This window comes from Balneolales bacterium ANBcel1 (assembly GCA_029688905.1).
Classification (GTDB): domain Bacteria; phylum Bacteroidota; class Rhodothermia; order Balneolales; family Natronogracilivirgulaceae; genus SLLW01.
The window spans coordinates 41,445-67,611 of the sequence record JARULB010000006.1 but is presented as its reverse complement, the minus strand read 5'-3'; the positions used below and the strand labels follow the sequence as shown (position 1 = coordinate 67,611).

Annotated in this window: 17 protein-coding genes; 14 read left to right on the top strand and 3 right to left on the bottom strand. The window is 54.5% G+C overall.

Annotated elements, in window-relative coordinates:
* The first annotated feature begins 20 nt into the window (after positions 1–20).
* Complete coding sequence (locus tag QA596_09410) at positions 21–1,952, top strand: glycoside hydrolase family 13 protein (protein ID MDG5767681.1); 1,932 nt, start codon at positions 21–23, stop codon at positions 1,950–1,952.
* Positions 1,953–1,964: 12 nt separating this feature from the next.
* Here QA596_09410 and QA596_09405 read toward each other — a convergent pair whose 3' ends face one another.
* Positions 1,965–2,897: a calcium/sodium antiporter gene (locus QA596_09405; GenBank protein ID MDG5767680.1), complete on the bottom strand. Its 933-nt coding sequence runs from the start codon at positions 2,895–2,897 to the stop codon at positions 1,965–1,967.
* A gap of 123 nt (positions 2,898–3,020) precedes the next feature.
* Here QA596_09405 and QA596_09400 point away from each other — a divergent pair, with 123 nt between their 5' ends.
* The 8 genes from QA596_09400 to QA596_09365 all read left to right on the top strand — a co-directional run bounded on the left by QA596_09400 (position 3,021) and on the right by QA596_09365 (position 12,402).
* Entirely contained in the window at positions 3,021–3,302 is a 282-nt protein-coding gene (locus tag QA596_09400; protein MDG5767679.1) for an acylphosphatase, read from the top strand.
* Positions 3,303–3,317: 15 nt separating this feature from the next.
* Positions 3,318–3,887, top strand: a complete 570-nt coding sequence (thpR, locus tag QA596_09395; GenBank protein MDG5767678.1) for an RNA 2',3'-cyclic phosphodiesterase — start codon at positions 3,318–3,320, stop codon at positions 3,885–3,887.
* Between the two features lie 159 nt (positions 3,888–4,046).
* Positions 4,047–4,253: a hypothetical protein gene (locus QA596_09390; GenBank protein ID MDG5767677.1), complete on the top strand. Its 207-nt coding sequence runs from the start codon at positions 4,047–4,049 to the stop codon at positions 4,251–4,253.
* Positions 4,254–4,326: 73 nt separating this feature from the next.
* Positions 4,327–5,169, top strand: coding sequence for an alpha/beta hydrolase (locus tag QA596_09385; GenBank protein ID MDG5767676.1), 843 nt, complete (start codon positions 4,327–4,329; stop codon positions 5,167–5,169).
* Positions 5,170–5,243: 74 nt separating this feature from the next.
* A complete protein-coding gene (locus QA596_09380; protein MDG5767675.1) occupies positions 5,244–6,008 on the top strand; it encodes an SDR family NAD(P)-dependent oxidoreductase in 765 nt (254 codons plus the stop codon).
* Positions 6,009–6,367: 359 nt separating this feature from the next.
* The gene (gene dnaE / locus QA596_09375) at positions 6,368–9,850 is read left to right on the top strand and encodes a DNA polymerase III subunit alpha (GenBank protein ID MDG5767674.1); all 3,483 of its coding nucleotides are present in this window, start codon (positions 6,368–6,370) and stop codon (positions 9,848–9,850) included.
* Between the two features lie 167 nt (positions 9,851–10,017).
* Positions 10,018–10,344, top strand: coding sequence for a thioredoxin (trxA, locus tag QA596_09370; protein ID MDG5767673.1), 327 nt, complete (start codon positions 10,018–10,020; stop codon positions 10,342–10,344).
* Positions 10,345–10,650: 306 nt separating this feature from the next.
* Positions 10,651–12,402, top strand: a complete 1,752-nt coding sequence (locus QA596_09365; protein ID MDG5767672.1) for a glycoside hydrolase family 9 protein — start codon at positions 10,651–10,653, stop codon at positions 12,400–12,402.
* Between the two features lie 32 nt (positions 12,403–12,434).
* Here QA596_09365 and acnA read toward each other — a convergent pair whose 3' ends face one another.
* Positions 12,435–15,233 carry an aconitate hydratase AcnA gene (acnA, locus tag QA596_09360; protein MDG5767671.1) on the bottom strand — a complete coding sequence of 933 codons (2,799 nt, stop codon included), beginning with the start codon at positions 15,231–15,233 and terminating at the stop codon, positions 12,435–12,437.
* Positions 15,234–15,894: 661 nt separating this feature from the next.
* Between acnA and QA596_09355 the strand changes: the two genes are divergently transcribed.
* The 5 genes from QA596_09355 to nfo all read left to right on the top strand — a co-directional run bounded on the left by QA596_09355 (position 15,895) and on the right by nfo (position 23,217).
* On the top strand, positions 15,895–16,206 hold the full coding sequence (locus QA596_09355; protein MDG5767670.1) for a hypothetical protein: 312 nt from the start codon (positions 15,895–15,897) through the stop codon (positions 16,204–16,206).
* 56 nt (positions 16,207–16,262) lie between these two features.
* On the top strand, positions 16,263–19,259 hold the full coding sequence (locus tag QA596_09350) for a two-component regulator propeller domain-containing protein (protein MDG5767669.1): 2,997 nt from the start codon (positions 16,263–16,265) through the stop codon (positions 19,257–19,259).
* 210 nt (positions 19,260–19,469) lie between these two features.
* Positions 19,470–20,108 (top strand): response regulator transcription factor, encoded by a 639-nt coding sequence (locus tag QA596_09345; GenBank protein MDG5767668.1) that lies wholly within the window; start codon positions 19,470–19,472, stop codon positions 20,106–20,108.
* A gap of 167 nt (positions 20,109–20,275) precedes the next feature.
* Positions 20,276–22,330 (top strand): S9 family peptidase, encoded by a 2,055-nt coding sequence (locus QA596_09340; GenBank protein MDG5767667.1) that lies wholly within the window; start codon positions 20,276–20,278, stop codon positions 22,328–22,330.
* Positions 22,331–22,356: 26 nt separating this feature from the next.
* Positions 22,357–23,217 carry a deoxyribonuclease IV gene (gene nfo, locus QA596_09335; GenBank protein ID MDG5767666.1) on the top strand — a complete coding sequence of 287 codons (861 nt, stop codon included), beginning with the start codon at positions 22,357–22,359 and terminating at the stop codon, positions 23,215–23,217.
* Here nfo and QA596_09330 read toward each other — a convergent pair.
* Positions 23,210–25,804 carry a T9SS type A sorting domain-containing protein gene (locus tag QA596_09330; protein ID MDG5767665.1) on the bottom strand — a complete coding sequence of 865 codons (2,595 nt, stop codon included), beginning with the start codon at positions 25,802–25,804 and terminating at the stop codon, positions 23,210–23,212. The genes nfo and QA596_09330 overlap by 8 nt on opposite strands.
* Positions 25,805–26,167: the final 363 nt, after the last annotated feature.

Here is a 26,167-nt window from a genome sequence, read left to right as displayed (position 1 = left end):
TGAAATCTTCAAAATCCCTTATGAGCAAGTTTCCCTTTCATGTACCCGACTGGGCCCGAGGCATTGTCTGGTATCAGATCATGCCGGAGCGATTCCGCAACGGCGACCCGAACAACACCCCCCGCGCGCTGGATCAGAAAAACGCATGGCCGCACGACCATACCTCGCCTCTGGAGCTTCATCCATGGACCTCCGACTGGTACCGGCCTCAGCCCTGGGAACGGGAAAACGGAAGGGATATCTGGTTTAATCTGCAGCGCAGGCGGTATGGCGGCGACCTGCAGGGCATCATCGACCAGCTGGATTATTTGCAGGATCTGGGTGTCGGAGGCCTCTATCTGAATCCGGTGTTTCAGGCCCCATCCGCCCATAAATACGATGGAGCCACGTATCACCATGTGGATCCCACCTTTGGTCCCGATCCGGCAGGAGACCGGCGGATTATGGCGCGGGAAACGCCTCATGACCCGTCCACCTGGGAGTGGACATCCGCCGACGAACTGTTGCTCCAGCTTACAGAGGAGGTCCACCGGCGCGATATGTATCTCATACTTGATGGAGTGTTTAACCATATGGGGCTCAACAGCTGGATTTATCAGGATATCCTGAGGCGGCAGCAGGACTCCCCCTTTCGCGACTGGATGCAGGTGGAGTCGTGGGCCGATAACCCGGGAAGCCATGACCCGTCATCGCCGTTCCGGCCCGGTTTTTCGGTGCGCACCTGGGAGGGCTTCAACGAACTTCCGGAATTGCGGGAAGATCGCCGTGGTATCGTTGCGGGTCCGCGGGAATATATTTTCAATATTACGCGCCGGTGGATGGATCCCTACGAAAACGGAGAGAGAATAAGCGGGGTGGATGGATGGCGGCTCGATGTGGCTTTCTGCGTGAAGCATCCGTTCTGGAAGGCGTGGCGCAAGCATGTGCGGTCAATCAATCCGGATGCCTACCTGGTGGCGGAGGTGATCGACTCCATCAAAAAAACCTTCCCGTATGTGAAGGGAGACGAGTTTGACGCCGTCATGAATTACAATTTCACATTTGCTTGCAACGATTTTTTTGTCTGGACCGAAAACGGTAAAAACCGGATTTCAGCCTCCGGGTTTGCCGAGCGGCTGGAAGCGTTGATGACCTCCTTCCCGGAACCGGTGCCGCATGTGATGCAGAACCTGCTCGGATCGCATGATACCGACCGTGTGGCATCGCGTATCGTTAACCGCGGGATGGGTGCGGGCATGGGCTGGGGTGAGTTTTTCCAGAAATCGAAACGGGCCGAAAACGGGGCATATGACACTCGCAAGCCCACGCCGGAGGAGGATCGGATCAAGCGGCTGATGGTAATGGCGCAGTTCACTTTTCCGGGCGCCCCCATGATCTATTACGGAGATGAGGCGGGAATGTGGGGCGCGAATGATCCGTGCTGCCGCAAGCCGATGGTCTGGCCTGATTATGAGTACGAACCGGAGACCCTGCTGCCGGACGGCTCAATGCGGAGCCGGAAAGAATCTGTGGCATTTGACCCCAAACTGCACGCATGGCACCGGGAACTGGCCCGGCTTCGCAACGGACATCCCGCGCTTCGCTACGGCGGCTATGAGACGTTGTTTACCGACAACAGGCAAAACGTGCTGGTGTTTCGCAGGGAGTATGAAGGTTGCAGCGTGTATGTCGCGATCCACAACGGGGAGAGTGGCGCTTCGGTGGAGGTTCCGCTGGAGGACCTTGCAGCGAACACCGCGGATGGCAAGGCTGGCCGGAAACCCCGCATTTTATTTGATGGCAGCGAAATCTATCCGGTGGAAGACGGAGACCGGCCGGCGTCTGTTTCGTGGGGTGATGAAGCCAAAGCGGCGGTTACGGAGCCGTCGAAGCAGAACGGGTCCGACGAGGGGGCGTCTCCGGCCACGGTTGTGATTACCCTTCCACCATTTTCCGGGATTATATTTGAATAAGACGGTGCCGGGTCACCGTACCAGAACCCAGATCATATATCCGGCATAAAGCAGCAGCAACAGTCCGCCTTCGGTGCGGCTGACCACATAGCCGGTTCGGCAAACCGGCCACAAAACGATGGCGAGCAGGGACATCAGGGCCAGATCACCCCATGTGATACCGGCGATTTCAAGCGGACTTACGGCGGAGGTGATCCCCAAAACAAAGAGGACGTTCAGGATATTGGATCCGATGAGTCCGCCGATGATCAGGTCACCCTGTTTGCGGAGCGAGGCGGAAATGGCGGTGGCCAGTTCGGGAAGGCTGGTTCCGACAGCGACGAGGGTAAGGCCGATAACGGTATCGCTGATCTGAAAGATGCTCGCCAGGCCAAGTGCTCCCGTAATCATGGTATGAGCGCCGGCAACCAGCAGCAGAATACCGGCAAGGCTCCCGGCGAGCAGCCAGTGTGTCCGGAACTTCTCCAGCCTCGATTCGGTTTCTTCGGAAAAAACGGGGGCGGTGTGGCTGCGGATGGCCATTAACAGGTAGCCGGCCAGGCAGGCAAGGAGCAGCAGGCCGTTGAGGCGCGTGATCATGCCGTCGAACAGCAGGTATCCCATAAACAGTGACGCGGCGATGAGAACCGGTACTTCGATGCGGATAACCGACCGCTCAACTCCGATCGGAACAATTAGCGCTGCAATGCCGAGTATCAGGGCGATGTTGCTGATATTGGACCCGACGATGTTGCCGACCGCTACCTCGCCGCTGCCGATCAGCGCCGCCTGCAGGCTCACCACCAGTTCGGGACTGCTTGTGCCAAGCCCGATGACGACCATACCGATGAGCATGGGGGAGATACCGAGGCGCTTCGAGATGGCAATACTGCCGTTCACCAGGAGCTCGGCTCCCAGATAAAGCAGAAAAATCCCGGCCAGAGTGAATATGAGATCAACAATCATCGGACACGAATAACGACGCTTTCGGGCTCGGGTTACATTGACCGGTAAAAACCGGGCCTGTCCAGAACTGTAAAGTTGCGGGTTTTGTTAGGAAAACATTGCAATGTACAATATTTTTATGTCATGAATCATATTGTAACACACCTGCTACATATACACGGTCGCGTGCAGGGAGTCGGTTTTCGGAATTTTGTAATTAACCACGCGCAGCAAAGGTCGGTGACCGGTTGGATCCGCAACCGGAGCGATGGAACTGTAGAGGCGATGCTGCAGGGCAAGCCGGGTGATGTCGGCTCCGTGGAAGCCGCCTGCCGCCAGGGACCCGCCATGGCTCATGTTGAGCATGTGGAGCGATACCCCGTTGATCCCGACACCGTATACGACTCCTTTGAAGTACGGTACTGAATCGGAATAGAATTTATGCGCCTGTTTACCGCTATCGCCCTGCCGGATTACCTTCGGGGCGATCTCGCCTCCTTGCAACCCCGCCATCCGGATATCCGGCTGACCCCGGAGCCGCAGCTTCATCTGACACTGCGCTATATCGGTGAAACCGACAAGGCGCGTACCCGGCGTACCATCCAGGCCCTGTCGCAGATCACCTTTCAGCCCTTCGACATCACCATTAAAGGTACGGGATCGTTTCCGGGTCCGGATCGCCCGTCGGTTCTGTGGGCCGGTGTCGCCTACCATCCCTACCTGGGGGAGCTTTACGATTCGATTCATGAAGAACTGCACCGGGTTGGTGTGCCGCAGGAAATTCGGACCTTTCACCCCCATGTAACGCTGGGGCGCATTCGGAAAAGCCGCAAGGAGCCTGCAAGCATAAAAGAAGCCCCGCCACTCAACGAAGTACTGGATGAGTTCCTGAATGGATCGACATCCCGATATCAGACAACGTTTCATGTCGACCGTTTCCGCCTGTATCAAAGCCGGCTGCACTCCGGGGGCGCGATCCACTATTGCCTGCAGGAATACCACTCGTCCTGAAGCGACGGGCCCTGTCGGCTTCCGATTTGAGTGCAGCGGTATCCAGGTATTGCTTTTTTTTGTATCATCCGGTGTCGGGCAGCGTTAACATCACTACCGGATGGATCGGATTGTCCATCGGATACCTGTCTGGCGGACTCAACCCAAAACGGAGCAGCGATGGGACGGAAAATTATGTATTACGCACTGCTGGTCACCGGAATAGTCGTGATTCTGACCGGCCTGCAGAACCTGTATACTTTTTGGGGAATGGCGAACCTGCCAGGTATTACCGGCCAGTTTACCGGGGTTGTATGCATCCTCGGCGGACTGGTTAATCTCTGGGCGGCAAGGCGTGTCAGGCCCAGGCCGGATGTGCAGGATTAATGACCCTGGTGCGGCCGAGGAAACCGCCGAACTTTGCACCATATTGCCTGTTTCATCATGACACACATTCTTCATGACACATAAACGACGCATTGTGACAGGATCTGCCCTTTTTTGGATAATTGTGATTGTTGCAGGGGGCTATGCGGCCGTGGTACTGCTGATGTACCTGCTGCAATCCGCATTTATCTACTTCCCGACCCGGAGTATCGTCGCCACCCCTGATATTGCCGGCATGGAGTACGAGGAAGTGTTTCTGCATACCGAAGACGACGTGCGAATTCATGGATGGTATGTGCCCGCCGAAAGAGACCGCGGAACGCTGCTGTTTTTTCATGGCAATGCAGGCAATATCTCCGGGAGAATCGAAAGTGTCGGGCAATTCCACTCACTGGGCCTGAATGTGCTGATCATTGACTATCGGGGTTATGGCAAAAGCGAGGGACGGCCGACACAGGACGGAACCTATCGCGACGCAAAAGCGGCATGGCGGTACCTGACGGAAGTCAGAGAGGAATCCCCCGGCCGTATCGTGCTTTTCGGTCGATCTCTTGGAGGCGGGGTGGCCGCCTGGCTCGCCTCCGAGGCAGATGCCGGGGCCCTGGCACTGGAGTCCACCTTTACATCGGCCGTGGATCTGGCAAGCGAACTCTATCCTTTTTTCCCGGTACGCCGGCTCTTGCACATCCGGTATCCGGTAAAGTCGCTACTGCCCGAAGTCGGAATGCCAGTGATGATCGCCCACAGTCCACAGGACGAAGTTGTCCCTTTCGCGCACGGTCAGGCATTGTATGAGACCGCAAGCGAGCCGAAAACGTGGCTGGAGCTGCAGGGCGGTCATAATGACGGTTTTATCCAGACCGGCCGGGCCTATCTGGAGGGCTGGGACCGTTTTTTGGACAACGCCCTTCCATAACAAGTCACAGACAAATCTGTGGGCAGGACATAACAGAATATCATAGTCAACCAAAAACACAAATCTGCAAGACAATGGCAGGAAAATCAAAACAGTATATCATCACAGGAGCATCGCGGGGGTTCGGCCGGGATCTGGCCCTTGAACTGGCCGGCCGGGATGTCACGCTCCATCTTGTTGCACGCAGTGAGATGAAGGATTTGGCGAAAGAAGTGGAAGAAGCGGGGGCTGAAGCTCATATCTGGCAGCAGGATCTGGCAGACATCGTAGAGCTCCGCACGTTGATGGAAAACATCTCCCGGCACATCCGCAGGGAAACCGTAGCAGAGCTTATGCTCATCAACAATGCCGGGATGCTGGAGCCTGTGGGGCCGGCCGGTAAATATGACTTCCGGACCTATCACACCAATCTGGAAATCAATTTTGTGTCGCCTATGGCACTGACCCATGCCTTTCTGGAATTGTTTCAAGATTGGGATATGCGCAAAAGGGTGGTGATGATCTCTTCCGGAGCATCCCAAAAGCCCTATTTCGGATGGAGCCATTACTGCAGTACCAAGGCGGGAGTCGACATGTTCGTCAAGGTGGTCGGTATCGAACAGGAGCAGCAGAAGTTGCCCGTGGAGATTATCGCGTTCAACCCGGGCAGGATATCCACGGATATGCAGGCGCTCATCAGGGAGACATCCGATGAGGATTTTCCCATGGTGCAGGATTTTGTAAAGGCCTGGGAAGAGGGCCGCATCGGAGACTCGCGTGATGTGGCCGCTCGTTTGGTCCGGTTGATCACCTCCGATTATATCCCTTCAGGAAAAGTGCTGAGCCACAGGGATATATGAGCTACTGGCTCCGGGAAAGGCGCTCCCACGCACTCCTGCGACAGGCCGGTCGGAATGCTGCGTACCGGTTGCATGGTGTGACTGAAAACAGAAGGCGTGCCCGTTCATACAGCACTTGGGCAGGGTAGATGATTTCGGCAATCGGCCACAAGCTGAAAAGGCGTAGAAAGGTCGGGGTAAACAGTCGCAGCATTCCGAAAGAGCCAAAATATTTGGAAACCGGTCAGAATGAATTATTCGAAAAAAGTCAAGACCGAATCTCTCCATAATTATTGATAATTTTCCGGTTCATGTCGGTGCCCGTTTTTCATGCCGGGTCACCTGCCAAAACCGTTCTCAGTTTCAGGTAACTTCGCTTTATGTGCACCTTTTCGCATCTCCACTGCCATTCCCAGTTCAGCCTGCTTGATGGTGCCGCCGCCATTCCGAAGATGGTATCCAAGGCGGCGGAGTACGGGATGCCGGGGATCGCGATTACCGATCATGGGAACATGTTCGGAGTGCCCAATTTTGTCAATCAGGCCAATAAGCAAAACGTCAAGCCGATTATTGGCTGTGAGTTTTATGTCACGCCTACCCGTATGTCGGACCGGCAGAACCGCGAACGATATCACCAGGTGCTGCTGGCCAAAAACAAAACCGGCTATTTCAACCTGGCGCGACTTACATCGCTGGGATATGTTGATGGCCTGTATTACAAACCGCGCATCGACAAGGAGACGCTTGCCCAACACGCCGAGGGACTGATCGCCACTACCTGCTGCCTTCAAAGCGAAATCAACCAGACCCTGCTCAAGCATGGCGAGGCCGAGGCAAAAAAACTGTTTCAGTGGTATCTGGACCTGTTTGGAGATGATTACTACATCGAGTTGCAGCGGCATGGGTTGCGCGATCAGGACGTGTGCAACGAAGCGCTCATCCGCTGGAGCAGGGAGTTCGGGGTCAGGATGATCGCCACCAATGACTCGCATTATGTGGATAAACAGGACTCCGAGGCCCATGACATTCTGCTGGCACTGCAGACCAACGCCGATATCAACGACCCCAACCGGTTCCGGTTCACCGGCGATGACAACCGCCTGAACCCGGAGTTCTACCTGAAAACACCCGACGAGATGAAGGAACTTTTCAGCGATGTGCCCGAGTCGTTGGAAAATACCCAGGAGATCGTTGACAAGGTGGAAGTGATCGAACTGAAGTCCGAGCTCCTGCTGCCGCACTTCAAAGTGCCGGATTCGTTCAGCGGCATGGACGACTACCTGAAGCACATGACCTACCAGGGTGCGAAACAGAAGTACGGGGAACTGACAACGGAAATTACCGAGCGCATCGAGCAGGAGCTCCGGATTATCCGTGACATGGGCTTCACCGGATACTTTCTGATCGTCGAGGGGTTCACCACCGAGGCCCGGAAGCGCGGGGTGTACGTGGGACCTGGACGCGGCTCGGCTGCCGGAAGTATCGTGGCATACTGCATCGGCATCATCAATATTGATCCGCTGCGATACGACCTGCTTTTCGAACGCTTCCTGAATCCCGAACGGGTGAGCCCGCCCGATATCGACATCGATTTTGACGACACCGGACGCCAGGCGGTCATCGACTACGTGGTGGAGAAATACGGCCGTGACAATGTGGCTCAAATTGTGACTTACGGCACCATGAAAGCCAAGACGGCCATCCGTGATGTGGGACGCGTGCTGGGAGTGCCGCTGAACGAGGTCAACCGCATCGCCAAACTTTTTCCTGAGCGACCGGGTATGGATACCTTCGACAAGGTGATCAATCCGGAGGTGAATCCGGATACCGCCGAAGAGATCAAGTCGCTGTTTGAGCATCCGGATATGCAGGTCCAGAAGATGATGAGCTTTGCGAAAACCCTGGAGGGGTGTCCGAGGCAAACCGGCATCCACGCTGCCGGGGTGATTATCGCGCCGGGTACGGTATACAATTATGTGCCGGTGGCGCTCTCCAAGGAGAAGGATGTGGTCACTCAGTACGATGGTCCGAGTTCCGAAATGTGCGGGCTGCTCAAAATGGACTTCCTTGGACTCAAAACACTCTCCATCCTCAAGACGGCCATCCGGCTGGTCAAGGAGAGCTGGGGCAAGGAGTACCATCTCGATGACATCCCCCTGGACGATAAAAAAACCTATGAGTTGTACCAGCGCGGTGACACGGTAGGCACATTCCAGTTTGAGTCGGACGGCATGCGCAAATATCTGCGTGAGCTCAAACCCACCAACCTGGACGATCTGATCGCCATGAACGCGCTGTACCGGCCCGGCCCCATGCAGTTCATCCCGGAGTATATCCAGTGCAAGCACGGCAAAAAAGAGGTCACCTATCCGCATCCCATGCTCGAAGAGGTGCTCAAGCCGACTTTCGGAATCATGGTCTACCAGGAGCAGATCATGAAAGTGGCACAGGTTATGGGCGGCTTTACCCTGGGACAGGCGGATATCCTGCGCCGGGCCATGGGGAAGAAGAAAGAGGACCAGATGGCTGAGATGAAGATCCAGTTTCTGGAAGGAGCCAGGGAACGCGGCGTCGATCAAAAAACCGCAGACCAAGTGTTTGAGAAGATGGCCTTCTTTGCCGGATACGGATTTAACAAGTCCCATTCAGCAGCCTATTCCGTGGTGGCGTATCACACCGCCTACTTCAAGGCGAATTACACGGCTTCCTACATGGCTGCGGTATTGACCCACAACATGAACGACATCAAAAAGGTGTCGCTTTTTATTGAGGAGTGTTACCACCTGGGGGTTCCGGTGGATGCGCCCAACGTCAATACCGGTGAGGCGTTTTTCACGGCCAGGGAAGGCCGGGTGCAGTACGGTTTAAGCGCAATTAAGGGGGTGGGATCATCGGCCGTGGAGCACTTTGTCGCGGAACGCCGGGAAAACGGGCTGTTCACAAGTATTTTTGACTTCACTTCCCGGGTGGATTTGCGCTCCTGCAACCGGAAAATGCTCGAAAGCCTGGTGGGAGCCGGAGCCTTTGATGAACTGCATGGCAACCGGGCTCAGCTGATGGAGAGCCTGGAGGATGCCCTCAGCTATGGATCCCGGATGCAGGAGGAGAAAAGCCGCAACCAGACCAGCCTGTTCGGGGGAGGTGATGATGCGCAAGGCCGGCAGGAGTCAGAGCCCAGATTGCACGAGGTGCCCGCCTGGTCGAATATGGAGAAGCTCAAGCGCGAACGTGAACTTATCGGCTTTTTCCTGAGCGGCCACCCACTGGATCGTTTTCGCGATGATGTCGCTCTGTTCTGCTCGCATGGCCTGGGAGAAGAGGGGCTGAAAGGCCTGGAGGAACGGGCCTCCGTAACCTGCGCCGGCATCATCACCGCGGCCCGGCATACCAAAGACCGCAAAGGTCGGCCCATCGCCTTTATAACCATGGAGGATGACCAGGGAAGCAATGAAGTGCTGGTTTTTTCTGAATGCTACGATAAATCCATGAACCTGCTCCATGTGGATACTCTCGTGGTTGTGGAGGGCAATGTAACCGTACGCGACGGTACGCCCAAGATCATCGCCCGGCAGTTTGACCGTATCGAAAATCTCAGGGAGAAGCATCAGGGCGCAATCCGTCTCTGCCTGCGAATGCAAACCGAGGAGCTGGAGTCGGAACACCTGGAGGAGCTGGCCGGACTGTTTGACGGAAACCGGGGAAAAACTCCCGTCCAGTTGATGGTCATTAGCAAAAAGGAGAAGCCGATCCGGATGCGGGTACGGAAGTTTGTTATTGATCCGACCGATGAACTGCTGAAAGAGACCCGGCGATTGATCGGCGCACATAATGTTTGGCTCGAAAAAAGGTCTGAAGGCAACTGACGGCCGATCCCGGCAATTGCCGTGAAAGAAAAAAGATAGTTGATAGTATATAGATAATTATATATATTGAATACCAGATACAATACTGTTGAATGGAAATCGGATTGCATGTGTTATACCCGGTAAACTGATTTTCAAAAATTCGAATACAAATTCCAGGAAGATTGATTATGTCAAAGACGATAGAACTCACAGACAGCAATTTTAATGATGAAGTATTGCAGGCCGACAAGCCGGTTCTGGTGGATTTCTGGGCGGAATGGTGTGGCCCCTGCCGCATGGTCGGCCCGGTAGTGGAAGAGCTTGCCACCGATTATGACGGAAAAGTTAAAGTCGGTAAGGTGGATGTCGACAGCAATCCGCAGATATCCATGCAGTACGGCATTCGAAGCATTCCCTCACTGCTCATCTTCAAAGGTGGAGAGGTGGTTGACCAGATTGTCGGAGCCGTACCCAAGGCGCAGTTGCAGAAACATCTGGATCAGCAAATTTGAAACCAGCTGGTTTGTGATTCGACCGGATTGAAGCACCGGTCCGGTTGCGTCAATGGCAAGACGGTAACTCATCCCGCCCGGCACGATGGCCTGAAACGGATATGCAAGTTGCTGTGCATTCCCGCATAGAAACTGCTATCCTTCACGCAATGCCAAAACATTGTAAGCCCGTTCCTCGCAAGCAGGTTCGGGCTTTTTTTGTTTTCCGCGTCGAGACTGCACCTTTCACACCGAATTTCGTTGTTTCATTGTCGCCAGAAAAGTATCTTCCTTTGCAGGTTAATTAATAAATCAAATTGAATAACCATGAAGATATTATTTTTGGCGCTGTTTTGCACATTTTTCATCACGGCAAGCGGACAGGCCCAGCGCCTGTCGGAGGCCATTCATCTCAATCAAATCGGCTTTCATCCCGATGCTCCCAAAAAAGCGGTGGTCACCGAGGGGGAACCCGATGTGTTTTACATCCTTTCTCCGGATTTCGAAGATACGCTGTACACGGGTCGTCTGGGAAGGCTGAAAGAAGCCCCCAATTCCGGTGAACGGGTCAGGATCGCCGACTTTTCCGAGCTTCGCACGTCCGGAACCTATATACTCTGGGTAACGAAACTTGGCTACTCCTACCCGTTTACTATAGCCCCCAGGATTTATGAGGAGGCTGCCAAAGCCTCGCTTAAAAGCTACTATCATCAGCGCATGTCCATTCCCATATCCGAGCGGTACGGAGGGGTATGGGCCAGGCCGGCCGGACATCCGGACACCCTTGTCGTCATTCATCCATCGGCGGCTACGCCTGAACGGCCCGCGGGTTCCACTATTTCCGCTCCGAAGGGCTGGTACGATGCCGGCGACTATAATAAGTATTCCGTGAACTCGGGAATTACCATGGGCACCATGCTGTCGCTATACGAAGACTTTCCCGAGTATATGAGCACTTTTGATGTCGATATCCCGGAAACCGGAAACGGAATGCCGGATGTGCTCAATGAAGTACTCTGGAACCTGCGTTGGTATCTGAACATGCAGGATCCCTACGACGGCGGGGTATATCACAAGCTGACAACGGCCAATTTTGAGGGCAGGGTGATGCCGGCAGAGGCTACATCAACGCGTTACGTGATCCAGAAAAGTGTCACCGGCACGCTCAACTTTGCCGCAGTGATGGCCCAGTCGGCAAGAGCCTTTGAAAAATACGAAGACGTCGTTCCGGGCCTGGCCGACTCCTGTCTTGCCGCGGCGGAACACGCCTGGGAGTGGGCCATGAACAATCCGCGAAAACTGTACAACCAGAACATCATGAACGAACGGTATAACCCGGATATCCTCACCGGTGCCTACGGTGACGGAGATCCCTCGGATGAATTCATCTGGGCGGCCGCCGAACTGTTCGTCACTACGGGTAACCCGAAGTATTACGATGCGGTGGATCTCTTTCCGGACGGGGAGCTTACGGTACCGAACTGGGGCAATGTGCAGGCCCTTGCCTATTACACCCTGGCCCGGTTTGCCCCGGAGCTTCCGGACGTTGCGTCCGGAGACATCCCGCAGGTTGAAAAGCTGATTGTGGATCTGGCCGACCGGCTGGTATCCGGCGCATCACGCACCGGGTATGATACGGTCATAGATGGTGATGAATCGAATTATGTGTGGGGCAGCTCCGGAGTTGCCGGAAACCAGGGAGTGGCATTGATTCAGGCATGGCGCCTGACCGGAGACCGTACCTATCTCGATTATGCCCAGGCGAATCTGGATTACCTGCTGGGGCGCAATGCCACCGGATACTCATTCCTCACCGGCTTCGGTTTTAAAACTCCTATGGATATTCACCACCGTCCTTCCGATGCCAGGGCCAATGTGCCTCCGGTTCCGGGTTTGGTGGCAGGAGGTCCCAATCCCGGTCAGCAGGACGAATGTATCTATCCCTCGGATCTGCCGGCCAAATCGTTTGTAGATGACTGGTGCTCCTACGCATCCAACGAAATCGCCATCAACTGGAATGCCCCGATGGTGTATCTTGCCGCCGCACTGGAAGCGCTGTACGCCGACCGGGACAGGTAATCCGACCCGGCCGGGCCATAACTGGCACTCAGTTACAGGTCTTTGAGGAAGCGTCTGAGTACATACTGAAGAATGCCGCCGTTCCGGTAGTAGGCGATTTCAACTTCGGAGTTCAGTTGGGCGACTGCGGTAAAGTCCACGGAACTTCCATCGCTTTTCACGGCGGTTACCTTCAGCTCCTTGTTGGGCGTCAGTCCGTCAGCTATTCCGGAAATCGTGAAGGTCTCATCTCCTTTGAGTCCGAGGCTTTCACGGTTTTCGCCGGGCTGAAAACGCAGGGGCAACACGCCCATGCCCACCAGATTGCTCCGGTGGATTCGCTCGTAGCTTTCGGCAATCACGGCGCGTATTCCAAGCAGGTTGGTGCCTTTGGCCGCCCAGTCGCGCGAAGAGCCGCTGCCGTACTCCTTGCCGCCAAGCACGATCAGGGGGGTACCTGCTTCGGCGTAGGCGACGGACGCGTCATAAACCGGCATCTCCTTTCCGGTGGGATGGTGGATGGTCCAGCCGCCTTCGCGGTTCACCAGCTGGTTTTTGATCCGAACGTTGGCAAAGGTTCCGCGAATCATCACCTCATGGTTGCCGCGCCGGGAGCCGTAGGAGTTGAAGTCCTTTGGCTCGACGCCCTTGCTGATCAGATATTTTCCGGCGGGCGTGTCCTCGCCGATTTTTCCGGCGGGGGAGATGTGGTCGGTAGTGATGGAGTCGCCGAGTACCAGCAATGTTCGGGCATCTGTGATATCCCCGGGAGCATCAGGCTCCTCCGAGATATCCTTGAAGAAGGGGGCCTCCTTGATATAGGTTGAGTCGTCATCCCACCGATACACTTCACCGGTCGGGGCGTCAAGAGCCTTCCAGGTATCGTCGCCTTCAAACAGCGTTGCGTAATTGCTTTTGAAGTCCTCGGGCTGAATCACCTCTTCCATCAGTTCGCGGATCTCCTGTTCGGTCGGCCAGATGTCCTTCATGTAGACCGGCTCGAAATTGGGGTCGTGTCCCAGCGGCTCGTTGAGCATGTCGAGGTCCACTCTTCCGGCAATCGCGTAGGCGACCACCAGCATGGGGGATGCCAGGAAGTTCATTTTGATGCTCGGGTGGATGCGAGCTTCGAAATTCCGGTTTCCGGAGAGCACCGAAGAGACCACCATGTCGTTTTCTTCCACAGCCCTGGCGATATGAGGCGGCAGATCACCGCTGTTGCCGATACAGGTGGTACAGCCGTAACCCACGGTATGGAACCCGAGCGCCTCAAGGAACGGCAGCAAGCCTGATTTTTCGTAATATTTGGTGACCACCTTGGAACCGGGTGCCAGGCTGGTCTTTACCCATGGTTTGACGTCCAGGCCTTTTTCAACCGCCTTCTTTGCGACAAGGCCGGCGCCCAGCATCACCGACGGGTTGGAGGTATTGGTACAACTTGTGATCGCTGCAATTACCACCGAGCCGTCACTCAGTATGAATTCGGTATCGCCGGTTTTAACTTCCACGGATTTGATTCCGTTGTCCGTGGTTGCCTTGGGTTCGACCTCCACGTCGACTTCCGCAGTAACACCGGAGGAGCCGTCGCTGACGGTTGAAGGACTATTGCCACCCTCGGAAAGCCATCGCTCCCGGTCATCCAAATCGATATAAGACCGGTCGTATCCCTCTTTCATCAGCGAGATAAAGGAGTTCTTGACATCGGTCAGTACAATCTTGTCCTGGGGCCGTTTGGGTCCGGAGATCGCCGGCACGATGGTCTGCAAATCCAGTTCCAGCTGATTGCTGTAGGTGATGGCATTTTCGTTTTCGCGCCACAGCATGTTGCTTTTCGTGTACTGCTCAACCGTTTTGATGTGATCGTCATCGCGGGCAGTGAGACGCATGTAGTCGAGAGTACGGTCGTCGATGGGGAAAAAGGTGACGGTGCACCCGAATTCCGGCGACATGTTCGAGATAGTTGCCCGGTCGGGCACGGTAAGGCTGTCGAGCCCGTCTCCGAAGACCTCCACAAACTTGCCGACGACTCCGTGTTTGCGGAGAAGATGGGTGACGGCAAGAACCAGGTCGGTGGAGGTGGCGCCTTCCGGCAGAGAGCCGGTAAGCTTGAGTCCGACCACTTCCGGATTCAGCATGTAGATTGGCTGGCCTAGCATGACGGCCTCGGCTTCAATTCCGCCGACACCCCATCCAACCACACCGATACCGTTGACCATCGGGGTATGCGAATCGGTGCCGACCAGTGTATCCGGGAAGACATAGCCGTTGCGGTAAATTGCCCCTTGGGCCAGATACTCCAGGTTTACCTGGTGGCAAATTCCGAGGCCCGGAGGCAGTACGCTGTAATCGGCGAATCCCTGCTGAGCCCACTTCAGGAGGCTGTAGCGTTCACCGTTGCGCTGGTACTCCAGATCCACGTTCTTCTGATAGGCATCGGCTGTCCCGAAAAAATCGACCTGCACGGAGTGGTCAATGATCAGGTCCACCGGCACCTGCGGATTGATTTCGGACGCGGCCGAAGCCCCCTTCTTACGCCCGACTTCCGAACGGATCGAAGCGACATCCACCACAGACGGAACCCCGGTGAAGTCTTGCATCAGCACCCGGGCCGGCATGTAGGGGATTTCGCTGGGTACATCGTCCGGACTCCAGTTGAGCAACGTCTCGATATGCTCCTTCTTGATCGCGAAGTCATCGTAATTTCTCAAAGCGTTTTCCAGCAGGATGCGGATGGTGAAGGGCAGCTTTTCGATTGCATGGCCTTTTTTTTGGAGCTCTTCAAGGCTGTAATAATCGTGGGAGCCGGTTGGCGACTCAAGCTTTTTGACAATTCCGTATAGGTCGTTGCTCATGGCACAGTAGTAATTTCAGTAGTGAGTGTAAAAAAACCCCCGGTTGGCGCTGCAGATATCTGATAAAAACAAGCAGTGCGGTCCATTTCGTTTCACACAGAGTGGCCGTAAGCTCGTATAACGGCATCCCGGAAGTCCTGCAAAATATCAGGGAGAAGCTTCAATTCTCAAGGCCTTAACGATACCAAATTGATCGGCAAAAATCTATGAGCATGTTTCGGATTCTAAACAATCAATACCGCATGACCATGCGGTGACATGCAGCCGGGCAGTTGGTACTATACTGTCGGAATGCGGAATCTTTCAGATTGCATGGCAGGCAAGTTTCAATGTGAAAGGTTTCGACAAGAAATTATAAAAGAGAGCGGTAGATTTCTACTTGAGATAAGGTTGCCCTTTCACGGTCCGTGTGACACGTGGAAGGGCAGTTTTATATCCGGAAGTATTGTTCCTTAAAAAGAATTTTCTGTCTGAATTGACGGTTGAATCCTGGCAACGTATTTTCACTCAATCGCTTCGGGGGCCATTATGCAAGTCACGGGTGTCCGGGGTATATCAGGTCAATAATAAAAAGGAGCGTGTTATGGAATCCAGAAAACCTACTTGCAGAATCAGCAATCGGGGCAAAACCGGCAGTGATTTTTCGATCAGCTATGCCTGCATGAGTAAAAGTCACAAGTCGCCGGAGTTTCACAAGCTGGGGCCCGAAAAGAGCGAATCATTTACCCTCGAAGATTTTTTGATCATTATTTTCGATGAGCATACAAATTTCGAATTGAGAACAGGCAACGGATTGCGGCTGAGCCCTTTTCAGATTAACAACGCCCATCCGAAATTTCCCGGACAGACGGTTGCCGTGTATGAAATAGCGGATCTGAATCAACCGGAGGCGGCCGCTGATGACCCCAATACAGGATCACGAGGATCTGACCGGGATATTGATATAATTCCTCCCCCGGATCCCTTCCCATAAGTTGCGGGATGATGTATATTCTGATGGGATAACGATATACATCAACAATCGGAAATATGGTATTAAGGGGTAACTTTTTGGTGCTGCTTTTTCTGGTCTGTGCAAATTCCGGGGCTTCGGGATTGCCGGGAGAGCAGCGTGGATACCCCTTTATCACCAGTTTCAGTCCGGACGAGTACAATGCACATGTTCAGAACTGGGCATTTGCCAGCGATTCGAACCGGGTTCTACACGTTGCCAATCTCTCCGGTATCCTCCGTTTCGACGGAGTAAACTGGAACACGATCGGGATTCCCAATGGACGTGTTTTAAGTATAGCTTCCTGTGATGCCGGACGAATTTATGCGGGAGGATTAGGAGAATTTGGTTACCTGAAATCATCAGAGCCGGAAGCCAGAATTGCAGCAAGCGCTGCTGGAGAAAGTGTACCACCGTCGCTTGCTGCAAATCGCTCGAGAACAGGCGTTAGTACTGTAACGGCATCAGATTCGCCCAGGGGAGAACCGGTCGCCTACCGGTCTTTGCTGCCCCTCATCCCCGATTCCATAGAAGTGGACAATATTTGGAGAATTGAGGCATACGGTGGTGAAGTGGTTTTTCAATCCGCCAACTACCTGTTCCGGTACGACGGGAGCACCGTTACGGTTTATCCGGCGAAAACACGTTTCACTACACTGTTTGTCAGGAAAGGTGCTTTTTATGTCCGGGAATCCCATCACGGGGTTCAGCGAGTTGGTTCGGATGTCCTTCATCCCTGGGAATATTCCGGTTTGTTCGGGTCAGAAACGCTGCAGGCCTATCTCAAGTCGGGGGAGAGGGAGTTTTTCTGCTCTTTTTATGAATGTTTTTCTTTTAATCAAGGTGAACTCAGCCCTGTTCGATCCGGGGCTGAAGAGTATCTACGGAGCAATTATATCCATGAGGCCCGGGTCCTTTCCGATGGCAGTCTGGTAATAGCCACCCGCAACGGGGGAATCGTACAATTGAATTCAGAAGGGGAGCTGATCCGCATTCTTAACGAGCAGGCCGGTCTGATCAGCAATTCTGTTTACGGCCTTTACGAAGATGAAAGCGGCAGTCTCTGGGCAGCAACGCTGAACGGTTTATCCAGAGTCGAATTGCGGTTGCCTTTTCGTCGATTCGACCATCGCAACGGTATCAGGGAGTCTGTCCGGCGAATGACGGTGCACAACGGGGAGGTTTTTCTCACATCCTCGGCCGGAGTCTATCGCTTTAAGGATGACGACAGGGCAGAGCTTTTCGATGATAAAACGTTCTGCAACGAGTTTTTGCACCACCAGGGATATTTATATGTCACATGTACCGGCACTCTGCACGGTTACGATGGGGAAGGGTTTCAAAAGCTGACGCACAATTCATTTGCCGAAGTGGCGGCACCATTCGACTCCGTTTCCATTGTAGCCGCGGAAGAGTCATCCGTTACCGTGGCACGCCTGGAAGGGCGGGAAGTGGTTGAGCGGTATCGTATTGATGGGCTGGCTATCAATCCGAATTCCATACTCACCCAAGACCGGTACAATATCTGGATCGGGACGGAGTCGCTCGGCTTGCACCACATTCAGCTGGAATATGAGGGGGAGCACATTACCGGGCATACCATCACTCATTATCTCACCCGGCTTCAGAATCGTGCCGACGACAAGCGGGTTTATGTTGCCAAACTGAACGGTGAGCCGGCATTTCTGACCTGGGGCAAGGGAATCCAGCGCTTTGACCATGAAAGTGACTCAATGTATACAGATGAACGGTTTGGAGACATGTTCACCGAACCCGAAAGGCAAATATTCTGGGCCAGAGAGGATGCGAATGGCAATGTCTGGTTCCGGTCAGGGATGGGCTATCAGGTGGCTCGCCCATCCGAATACGGAGGTTATACCATCGGTGAACCGGTGTTGAACCGACTCACCGATCTGCAGAGTAATACCATTTATCCCGCAGAGGACGGCAGCGTCTGGTTCAGCACGGAAAAAGGGCTCATCCGCTTCGAACCCGAACACCGCTTCGATACGGCACAGCAGTTTCATACTACCATCTGTGAGGTGATGGTCCGAACCGATTCGCTCATTGCCTATGGTGCGAACGAAAATCCTGTGGTTCTGGACTATGCCAACAACGAACTCCGGTTTCATTATGCCGCCGCCAGCTACGACCTGCCGGAACAGACGGTTTTCCGAGTGAAACTGGAGGGCTTTGACAGCGAATGGTCGGCCTGGTCTGCAGAAACCTGGAAAGACTACACCAATATCCCCGAGGGACACTACCGGTTTCTGGTAGAGGCCATGAATGTGTATGGTACCATTGCGGCCGCAGAACCTTTCCACCTTCAGGTGTTGCCTCCATGGTACCGGACCATCTGGGCGTATCTGCTCTATGTGTTGACCGCAGGCGGAATTTTGTATACCGCCTACCGGGTTCGATTGAACCAGGTTCTTAGAGTACAGCAGATTCGGAACAATATCGCAGGTGACCTTCACGACGAAATCAGTGCCACGCTCAGCAGTATCAGCTTCTTCGCCAGAGCAATTGAGAGTCAGCGCACAAAAGGGGACAAAAGCAGGTTTGTCAAGCTCATTTCCGACAGCGCCGGGGAAGCCAAGGAGAAAATTTCGGATATAGTCTGGGCTATTAATCCGGAACACGACGACTGGGATTCGTTTTTGTCACGATGCCGGCGGTATACCTCGGATCTGCTGGAAAGTCGGAAAATGACCTATACTCTCGATATTGCCGGCACTATTCCGGGTAAAATGGATATGCAGCTGCGGCAGCACCTTTGGCTGATCTACAAGGAGATGGTGGTCAATGTGGCACGCCACTCCGAAGCCGGACACGTGCATGTGGTGATTCGCCATGAAACAGGCAGGCTGATTCTCATCGTTCAGGACGACGGAAAGGGGATGGATATGGAGAGAGTGACTGCAGGAAACGGCCTTGCCAATATCCGGCGCAGAACCGGCCTGATCGGAGGCAGGGCAGAGCTTCAATCGGATCCGGGCATGGGAACCCGGTGGAACGTCTCGGTCAGGATCTGAAAAACTACATGAACATGCGGTGCGCCGCCGGTGGCCAAGTGGTACCTTTTTTTCAGGCAACTCCCATGCAGGGGTTGCTCCTGAAAAGTGACCACGGCAACATGGAGGCCCGGAGCATTGCGTTTATTTGATATCATAGACACGGAATCCGCTGAAACACACACAGACAGTGTGCAGTATCGGCACCCAATATTTGAAGAGCGAACTATCGTGATAAACGTTGGAATCATTGAAGACAACCGCTACATGCGGGACGGTTGGGAGACATTCATAGCCCTCGAAGACGACCTGAACGTGGTCGGCAGCTACGGATCCTGCGAGGAGGCGTTCGCCTCCGAAGATATGAAGCGCATCGATCTGATGATCATGGACATCGGACTTCCAGGAATGAGCGGTATCGAAGGGGTTCGGAACATCAGGGAACACTACCCAAAAATGGTGATGATCATGGCCACCATTTTTGATGACGACCAGCATGTTTTTGATGCCCTGAAAGCGGGTGCCATGGGGTACCTCATGAAGAAAGTGAGTCCGGAAGAACTCGTCGACGCCATCCGAGACGCCTGGAGGGGCGGATCACCCATCACCCCGAATATCGCACGCAAGGTGATTCAGACCTTTCACCAGGGCAGCTCGGATGAAACACTGACCAGACGCGAGCACCAGATACTCGAAAAGCTGGCAACCGGCTGCTCTTACAGCGCTATCGGTAAAGAGATTTTTCTCTCTGTGGATGGTGTGCGATACCACATCCGCAACATCTACCAGAAACTGCAAGTGCATTCCCGTTCCGAAGCTATCGCCAAAGGAATTTCCAAAAAGTTAATAAATCCGGACAACATGGAATAGTGTACCGGAGATATACGACAGAGACCTCGATTCAATAAACCTCGTCTCCCTGACCGGAGGCGGGGTTTTTTTGTGGAAAATTCCCCTATTTTGCTTATCTATAGAATCTCATTCGCAATGGCGGGCTGTCATCAGGCCATCCGCTGTATTAATTTAAAAAGCGTACCATGAAAAAAACATCGTTACCAAAAGGAATCACGTTTTATATCGCTATTTTCGCTCTTGTGACAGTATGGGCGGGATCGCTTCAGGCAGAACCCCTCACCCCGCAGCAACTGGCAAGCATCCAAAATGTCGGGGCCATTCAGATATCCCAGGATGCCCGTTTCATCCTCTACACGCGAACGGTTCCGGTCGATCCTCTCGAAGATAATGCAAGGAATCGCACCGAACTCTACCTGATCGACCGGGAGGATGACACGCATACGCAGATCGAAATGGAAAGCCGGGCCGGCAATATCGCTGTCAGGCCGGATCACGGCACTTTCTCCTTCACCAGTAACAAGGAGGATGACGATTTTGTCACACTCTATGAACTTGATCCGGTATCCGGTGATATCAGTCAGGTTTATGCGCATTTCAGCAACATTTCCGCCTATAGCTGGCATCCCTCCGGCAATGCGCTGTCGGTGATTTCCATGGAGCAGCTGGACCTGCCCGAGAATCCGCTTCCTTATGAGCCGACTTTTTATGAGGAGAATATTCCAAACCGGGAAGGGTATCTGGTCGATCTCACTGCCGACGATCCGGAAGCGCGCCGCATTCAGATCGACGGCACCATTTACATCATGACATGGAGCCCGAACGGCGACCGGCTGGCCATCTCGGAAACCCCGACCCCGAATATCGATGACTACTACATGTTTCAACAGGTCAAAATCGTTGATCCGGAAACCGCCGAGGTAACCGTCGAAATCGATAACGCCGGGAAACTGGGGCAGATAACCTGGAGTCCGGACGGCAGCCTGCTGGCCCTTCGCGCCGGAAACAGCATCCACGATCCCATCGACGGACGCATTATGATCGTATCAAGCGATGGCGGCACCCCCGAAAACATCTACCCGGATTTCAATGGAAAATTCGAGCAGATCAACTGGACGGATGACGGCCAGATCCGATTTATCGCCAGTGAAAGCACCGCCCGTTCATTCGGTACCATTAACCCCGATGGCTCCGGCTTTGAGCGCCGGCTCGGCATCGACAGTCCCGTATTGAACCGTTTTGTGACTTCCGATGACGGTACGGTTGTTTTTTCTGTCCAGACTCCGTCCCATCCCTCTGAAGTGTACCTTCTTGATGCCGATAACGACGAACTTGTACGCCTGACCCATTCCAACGAGTGGCTGGATGAAGTTCCCATGGGCCGCCAGGTAGTTGTCAGCTATGAGGCGAGAGACGGCCGTAACATCGAAGGCCTGCTGATTTACCCGGTAGAAGAGACCGGCGGACCCTATCCCACGATTGTGATGGTGCACGGCGGACCCGAAGCGCATTACAGCAATGGCTGGCTTACCGGCTATTCCCTGCCCGGCCAGGTGGCCGCCGGCCGCGGATTCGCTACGTTCTATCCCAACTACCGGGGCAGCACGGGGCGCGGAATCGAATTTATCAAATCCAGCCAAAGTGACCTTGCCGGCGCCGAATTTGATGATATTGTGGATGGCGTCGATTACCTGATCAGACAGGGAATTACCGATGCCGATCGCGTGGGTGTCACCGGCGGCTCCTACGGCGGATATGCCACCGCATGGATGTCGACCCGCTATTCCCACCGCTTTGCGGCCGGGGTCATGTTTGTCGGCATCAGTAACAACATCTCCAAATGGGGCACCAGCGACATCCCCGAAGAGCTCTATCTGGTTCATTCCCGCAAACGCCTCTGGGATCACTGGCAGTGGAACCTGGAACGGAGTCCGATTTATCATGTAGAAAACGCGCAAACACCGCTCCTCATCATGCATGGCGAAGAGGATACCCGCGTACACCCCGCCCAGTCGCTGGAGTTGTACCGCCATATCAAGGTTCGCAAGCCGGAAGTGCCGCTTCGCCTGGTCTGGTATCCCGATGAAGGACACGGCAACGTGCACTCTACTTCCCGCTTTGATTACAACCTGAGGATGCTTCGCTGGTTCGAAACCTTCCTGGCTGAAGAACCCGTAACTGTAAAACCGGACTCCTGGCTCGATCTTGAAGCGCTGGGTGTTCAACTCAACCAGGACTGAAAGATTCACGGATCAGCGATAAACCAATGACCGCACATCCCGGAAAATGGATTGGTGCGCATGTGAGTGCTGCAGGAGGGGTGGATAACGCCCCTCTGAATGCCCGTGCCATTGAGGCAAACGCGTTTGCCCTGTTTACGAAAAACCAGCGGCAGTGGAAGGCCAAACCGCTCGATCCCGGAGCGGTGGAAGCTTTCAGGGAGCGGTGCGGAGAGCTGGGCTTTACCGGCCGGCAGATACTGCCGCACAACAGCTATTTGATCAATCCGGGTCACCCTGAAAGCGAGGGCATCGAAAAATCACGCGCCGCCCTTCTGGATGAAATGCAGCGCTGTGAGCAGCTGGGCATTCCCCAGATCAACATCCACCCGGGAAGCCATCTTCGCAAGATCAGTGAAACCGAGTGCCTGGTGCGTATCGCCGAGAGCGTCAACATCATGCTGGATAAAACCGCCGGTGTTGCGGTGGTGCTCGAGAATACGGCCGGTCAGGGGAGCAACCTCGGCAACCGCTTCGAACACCTGGCCGAGATTATCGACCAGGTCGGCGACAAGGAGCGGGTCGGCTTCTGCATTGATACCTGCCACGCGCACGCGGCGGGATATGACATGCGCACAGCCGATGCGTACCGGGAGATGATGGAGGAGGCCGATCGTGTAATCGGACTCAAATGGCTGCGAGGCATGCACCTGAACGATGCAAAATCGGAGCTGGGCAGCCGGGTTGACCGGCATGCCCCGCTTGGGCTCGGTACCATGGGAGAAGAGCCGTTCCGGCTGATCATGAACGACAACCGCCTGGATGGCATCCCGATGATACTCGAGACCACCGAACCGGACCGCTGGAAACAGGAAATTGCCTGGCTGCGGTCGCTTCAGATCATTTGAGCAGCATCATCTGACGGGTCAGGGTGAGTCCGCCCGCCTCCAGCCGGTAGATATAGGCACCGCTTGAAAGATGCGACGCATCGAAAGTGATCTGGTGCCGGCCTGCTGCCCGCTGCCCCTGAACAAGCGACGCCACCTGGCGGCCCAGCAGGTCATATACGGCCAGTCTCACATCAGAATGCTCCGGCAATTCATAGCGTATGGTTGTGGCCGGATTAAACGGGTTGGGATAATTTTGTTCGAGGCTGATTTCCTCAGGAACGCCGGGCGTTGTTTCGCTGTCTGTCGGGAACGGATCATCATCAGGCAGCCGCCATGTCAATTCGGAGAGAATCACCTGGCCGGCGGGGCCTTCCGGCTGCTGGCGGACCAGAAATACCGGCGCGGCTTCGGAGAACAGTACGGTTCCCGATGCAACGGCATTGATTTCCGAAAGGGTGAACAGCTCGGCGTTGCCTGCCGAAGCGGTGTCCATTTCCGCCTGTACAAACAGTTCGAAGGCTACATCAACCGGACTCACCTGCTGGTATTCGAACCGAAGCTCTCCCTGCGGATCGTCCGCAGTGTCGTGAGAACCGGGCACATGTTTCGCAACGGCTTCCTCGCCATCATCAACAGGCTCCGGAACTTCGAGCAGGGTTACAGATCCCTGCAGGTCGAAACTCTCCGCGTGCCCCTGCAGAGCGAACCAGTGGCTGATGCGGATGTTGCCGCCATCATCCGACAGCGAGGCGTTATTCTCCAGGGTGGCAAAAAAGAGCTCGTTGACGGTCAGGGTCTGGGGAAGGCTTACATGTCCGCCGTCCTTGTCGATTTCAAGCACATGGTAATGGCGCCCGGCCAAACCGGAAACCGACTGGTCGGAATCACCGAAAAAGCGTGCCGTGAACTCGTCGGTCATGATAACCGCTTCTACCGGCGCATCAACGACAAGAGAGCCGGAAAGCTCCAGAATACTGTCGTCCAGATCCAGGACACCGGATCCATCCAGAACAAATGTGACGTCACCATGGACGATAAGCGTGCCGTTATCCAGGTCAATTATACCGTTTTCGGAGGCTTCCATCCGCACATATCCAGCGGGAACGGTAACACGGGAATCGTCCAGGTCGAACTCTCCGTTTGCATCGGCAAAGACGTAAAAATTGCCGCCAACGGTAACCACGGCGTTATCTATATCAATATTTTCGTCACCATCCTCTTCAAATTTTGAGAGGCGGATAATGAAGTCGCCTCCGGTTTCAATAGTCACATCATCCGCGTCCACTTCGCCGTTGCCGTCGGCACCTTCCGGGCGGTGATGGATGATCTCCATATGGCCGCCAACGGTAACCACTGCTTCACCCATTTCAAAGTCCTCGAATCCGTTAACATCGATAAGCAGGTTGCCGTCCACAGCCAGCACGGACTCGTCCAGGTCGATGATGCCGTAGTCGGTCTGGATCAGCTCCATATCCCCTTCCACCGTAACGGATGAGGCGTCGAAATCGAACTCTCCATTATCGGAGGCGGTGATTTGCAAGTTGCCGGTTACGTGAACCACGGCGTCGTCCATGTCGATGTTTTCATCACCGTCCGGTTCCTCTTTGGAGACGGACACGATAAAATCGCCCCCGACATGGATTTCCGCGTCATCCATGTCCATTTCGGCGTCGTCGTCGTCACCGGTGCCGGCTGGACGATGATGGGTGATCCGGAAGTCTTCGCCGATGGTGAGCCGGACATCATTGAACTCGAAGTCGCCGCTGCTTTCCATATCCACGATAAGGTCCGACCGGATAATGATATCCCGGGTATACTCCTCATCATCACGAAAACGGGGGTTACCGTCGCCACGGACATGGATGTACAGATTGTTCAGTTCGGCGACAACCTCTTCATAGTCGGAGTTGCCGTCGTGCACCCGGTGTTCGAGAGTACCTGTGAAATCGTAATTATCAGCGCCGCCACGAATACGGATGTCGTCGCCTACGACAATCCGGTTGCCGTTGTCGCGGAAGAGCGACCCGTCGCGATAGTTGGTGCGGAAGTTGTTATAGGTCTGGAGTACGGTTCCGCCCGGTTCCGCGGCCACCAGATCCAAGGAGCCCTCTTCCTTGTCAGAGCGGAAATTGTAAACCAGGAGGTGCGCCTCTTCGCCGGCGGTGATGGTCTGGTCGCCGTCATCCCGGTAATCGAAACTCCAGACATCCCCGGTGTCGTCGTACTCCCAGGCAATAGTACCTGCCAGAGTGAGATCCCCCTGCGCTTCAAGGTCGCCACCCGCATTACCCGTAAACGAGATGGTGATACCATCCAGGGTCACCGTATAACCGGCTGCAAACACTATGTCTTCATCCGTGTCGATGATCAGCGAGCTTCCTTCCCCCGAAAGGGTCCAGTCGCCATCGGTATGCGGATCATGGTCCGATATACGGAATTGCTGTCCCGGAGTAGAAAAATCGTCGGGGTGAGCACCGCCGTTTTCCACCCAGCTGGAGGTTTCGTTGAGCGGCCCGCCAGCGTACAGGAACTCCTGTGCGGATGTGATTTGAGAGGCAAAGGTGGTGACAAGAATCGTTGCAAGCAGTATACGGAGGGGTTTCATAGGCAATGGTTAGTTCGTTGTTTCAGGCAGGCTGCCTGGTTTTTCCGGGATGATGACTCGATAATTTCCATGAGAGGATGAACCGGGGTATCCTAAAGCGGAGGCCGATTTATCATGGATATGGATATAGAGTCCATCGGAAGCACAGTTGATGAAGTGAAATCGGAGGGTGCTGTTCCCAAAAAAACAGCAAACGAGAATTGGTTTGTTGGTATATTTGGTTGCGGTACAGGTAACTGGAGAATTAGCATCAAGTTTTATTAGCTCAGTCGAATCATCGTCCGGGGGGCAGCGATCTGCCGAACGGGACATGGATTTTCCGGAAAATGACCGAACGGGGATCAGCATGATAAGCATTGATGC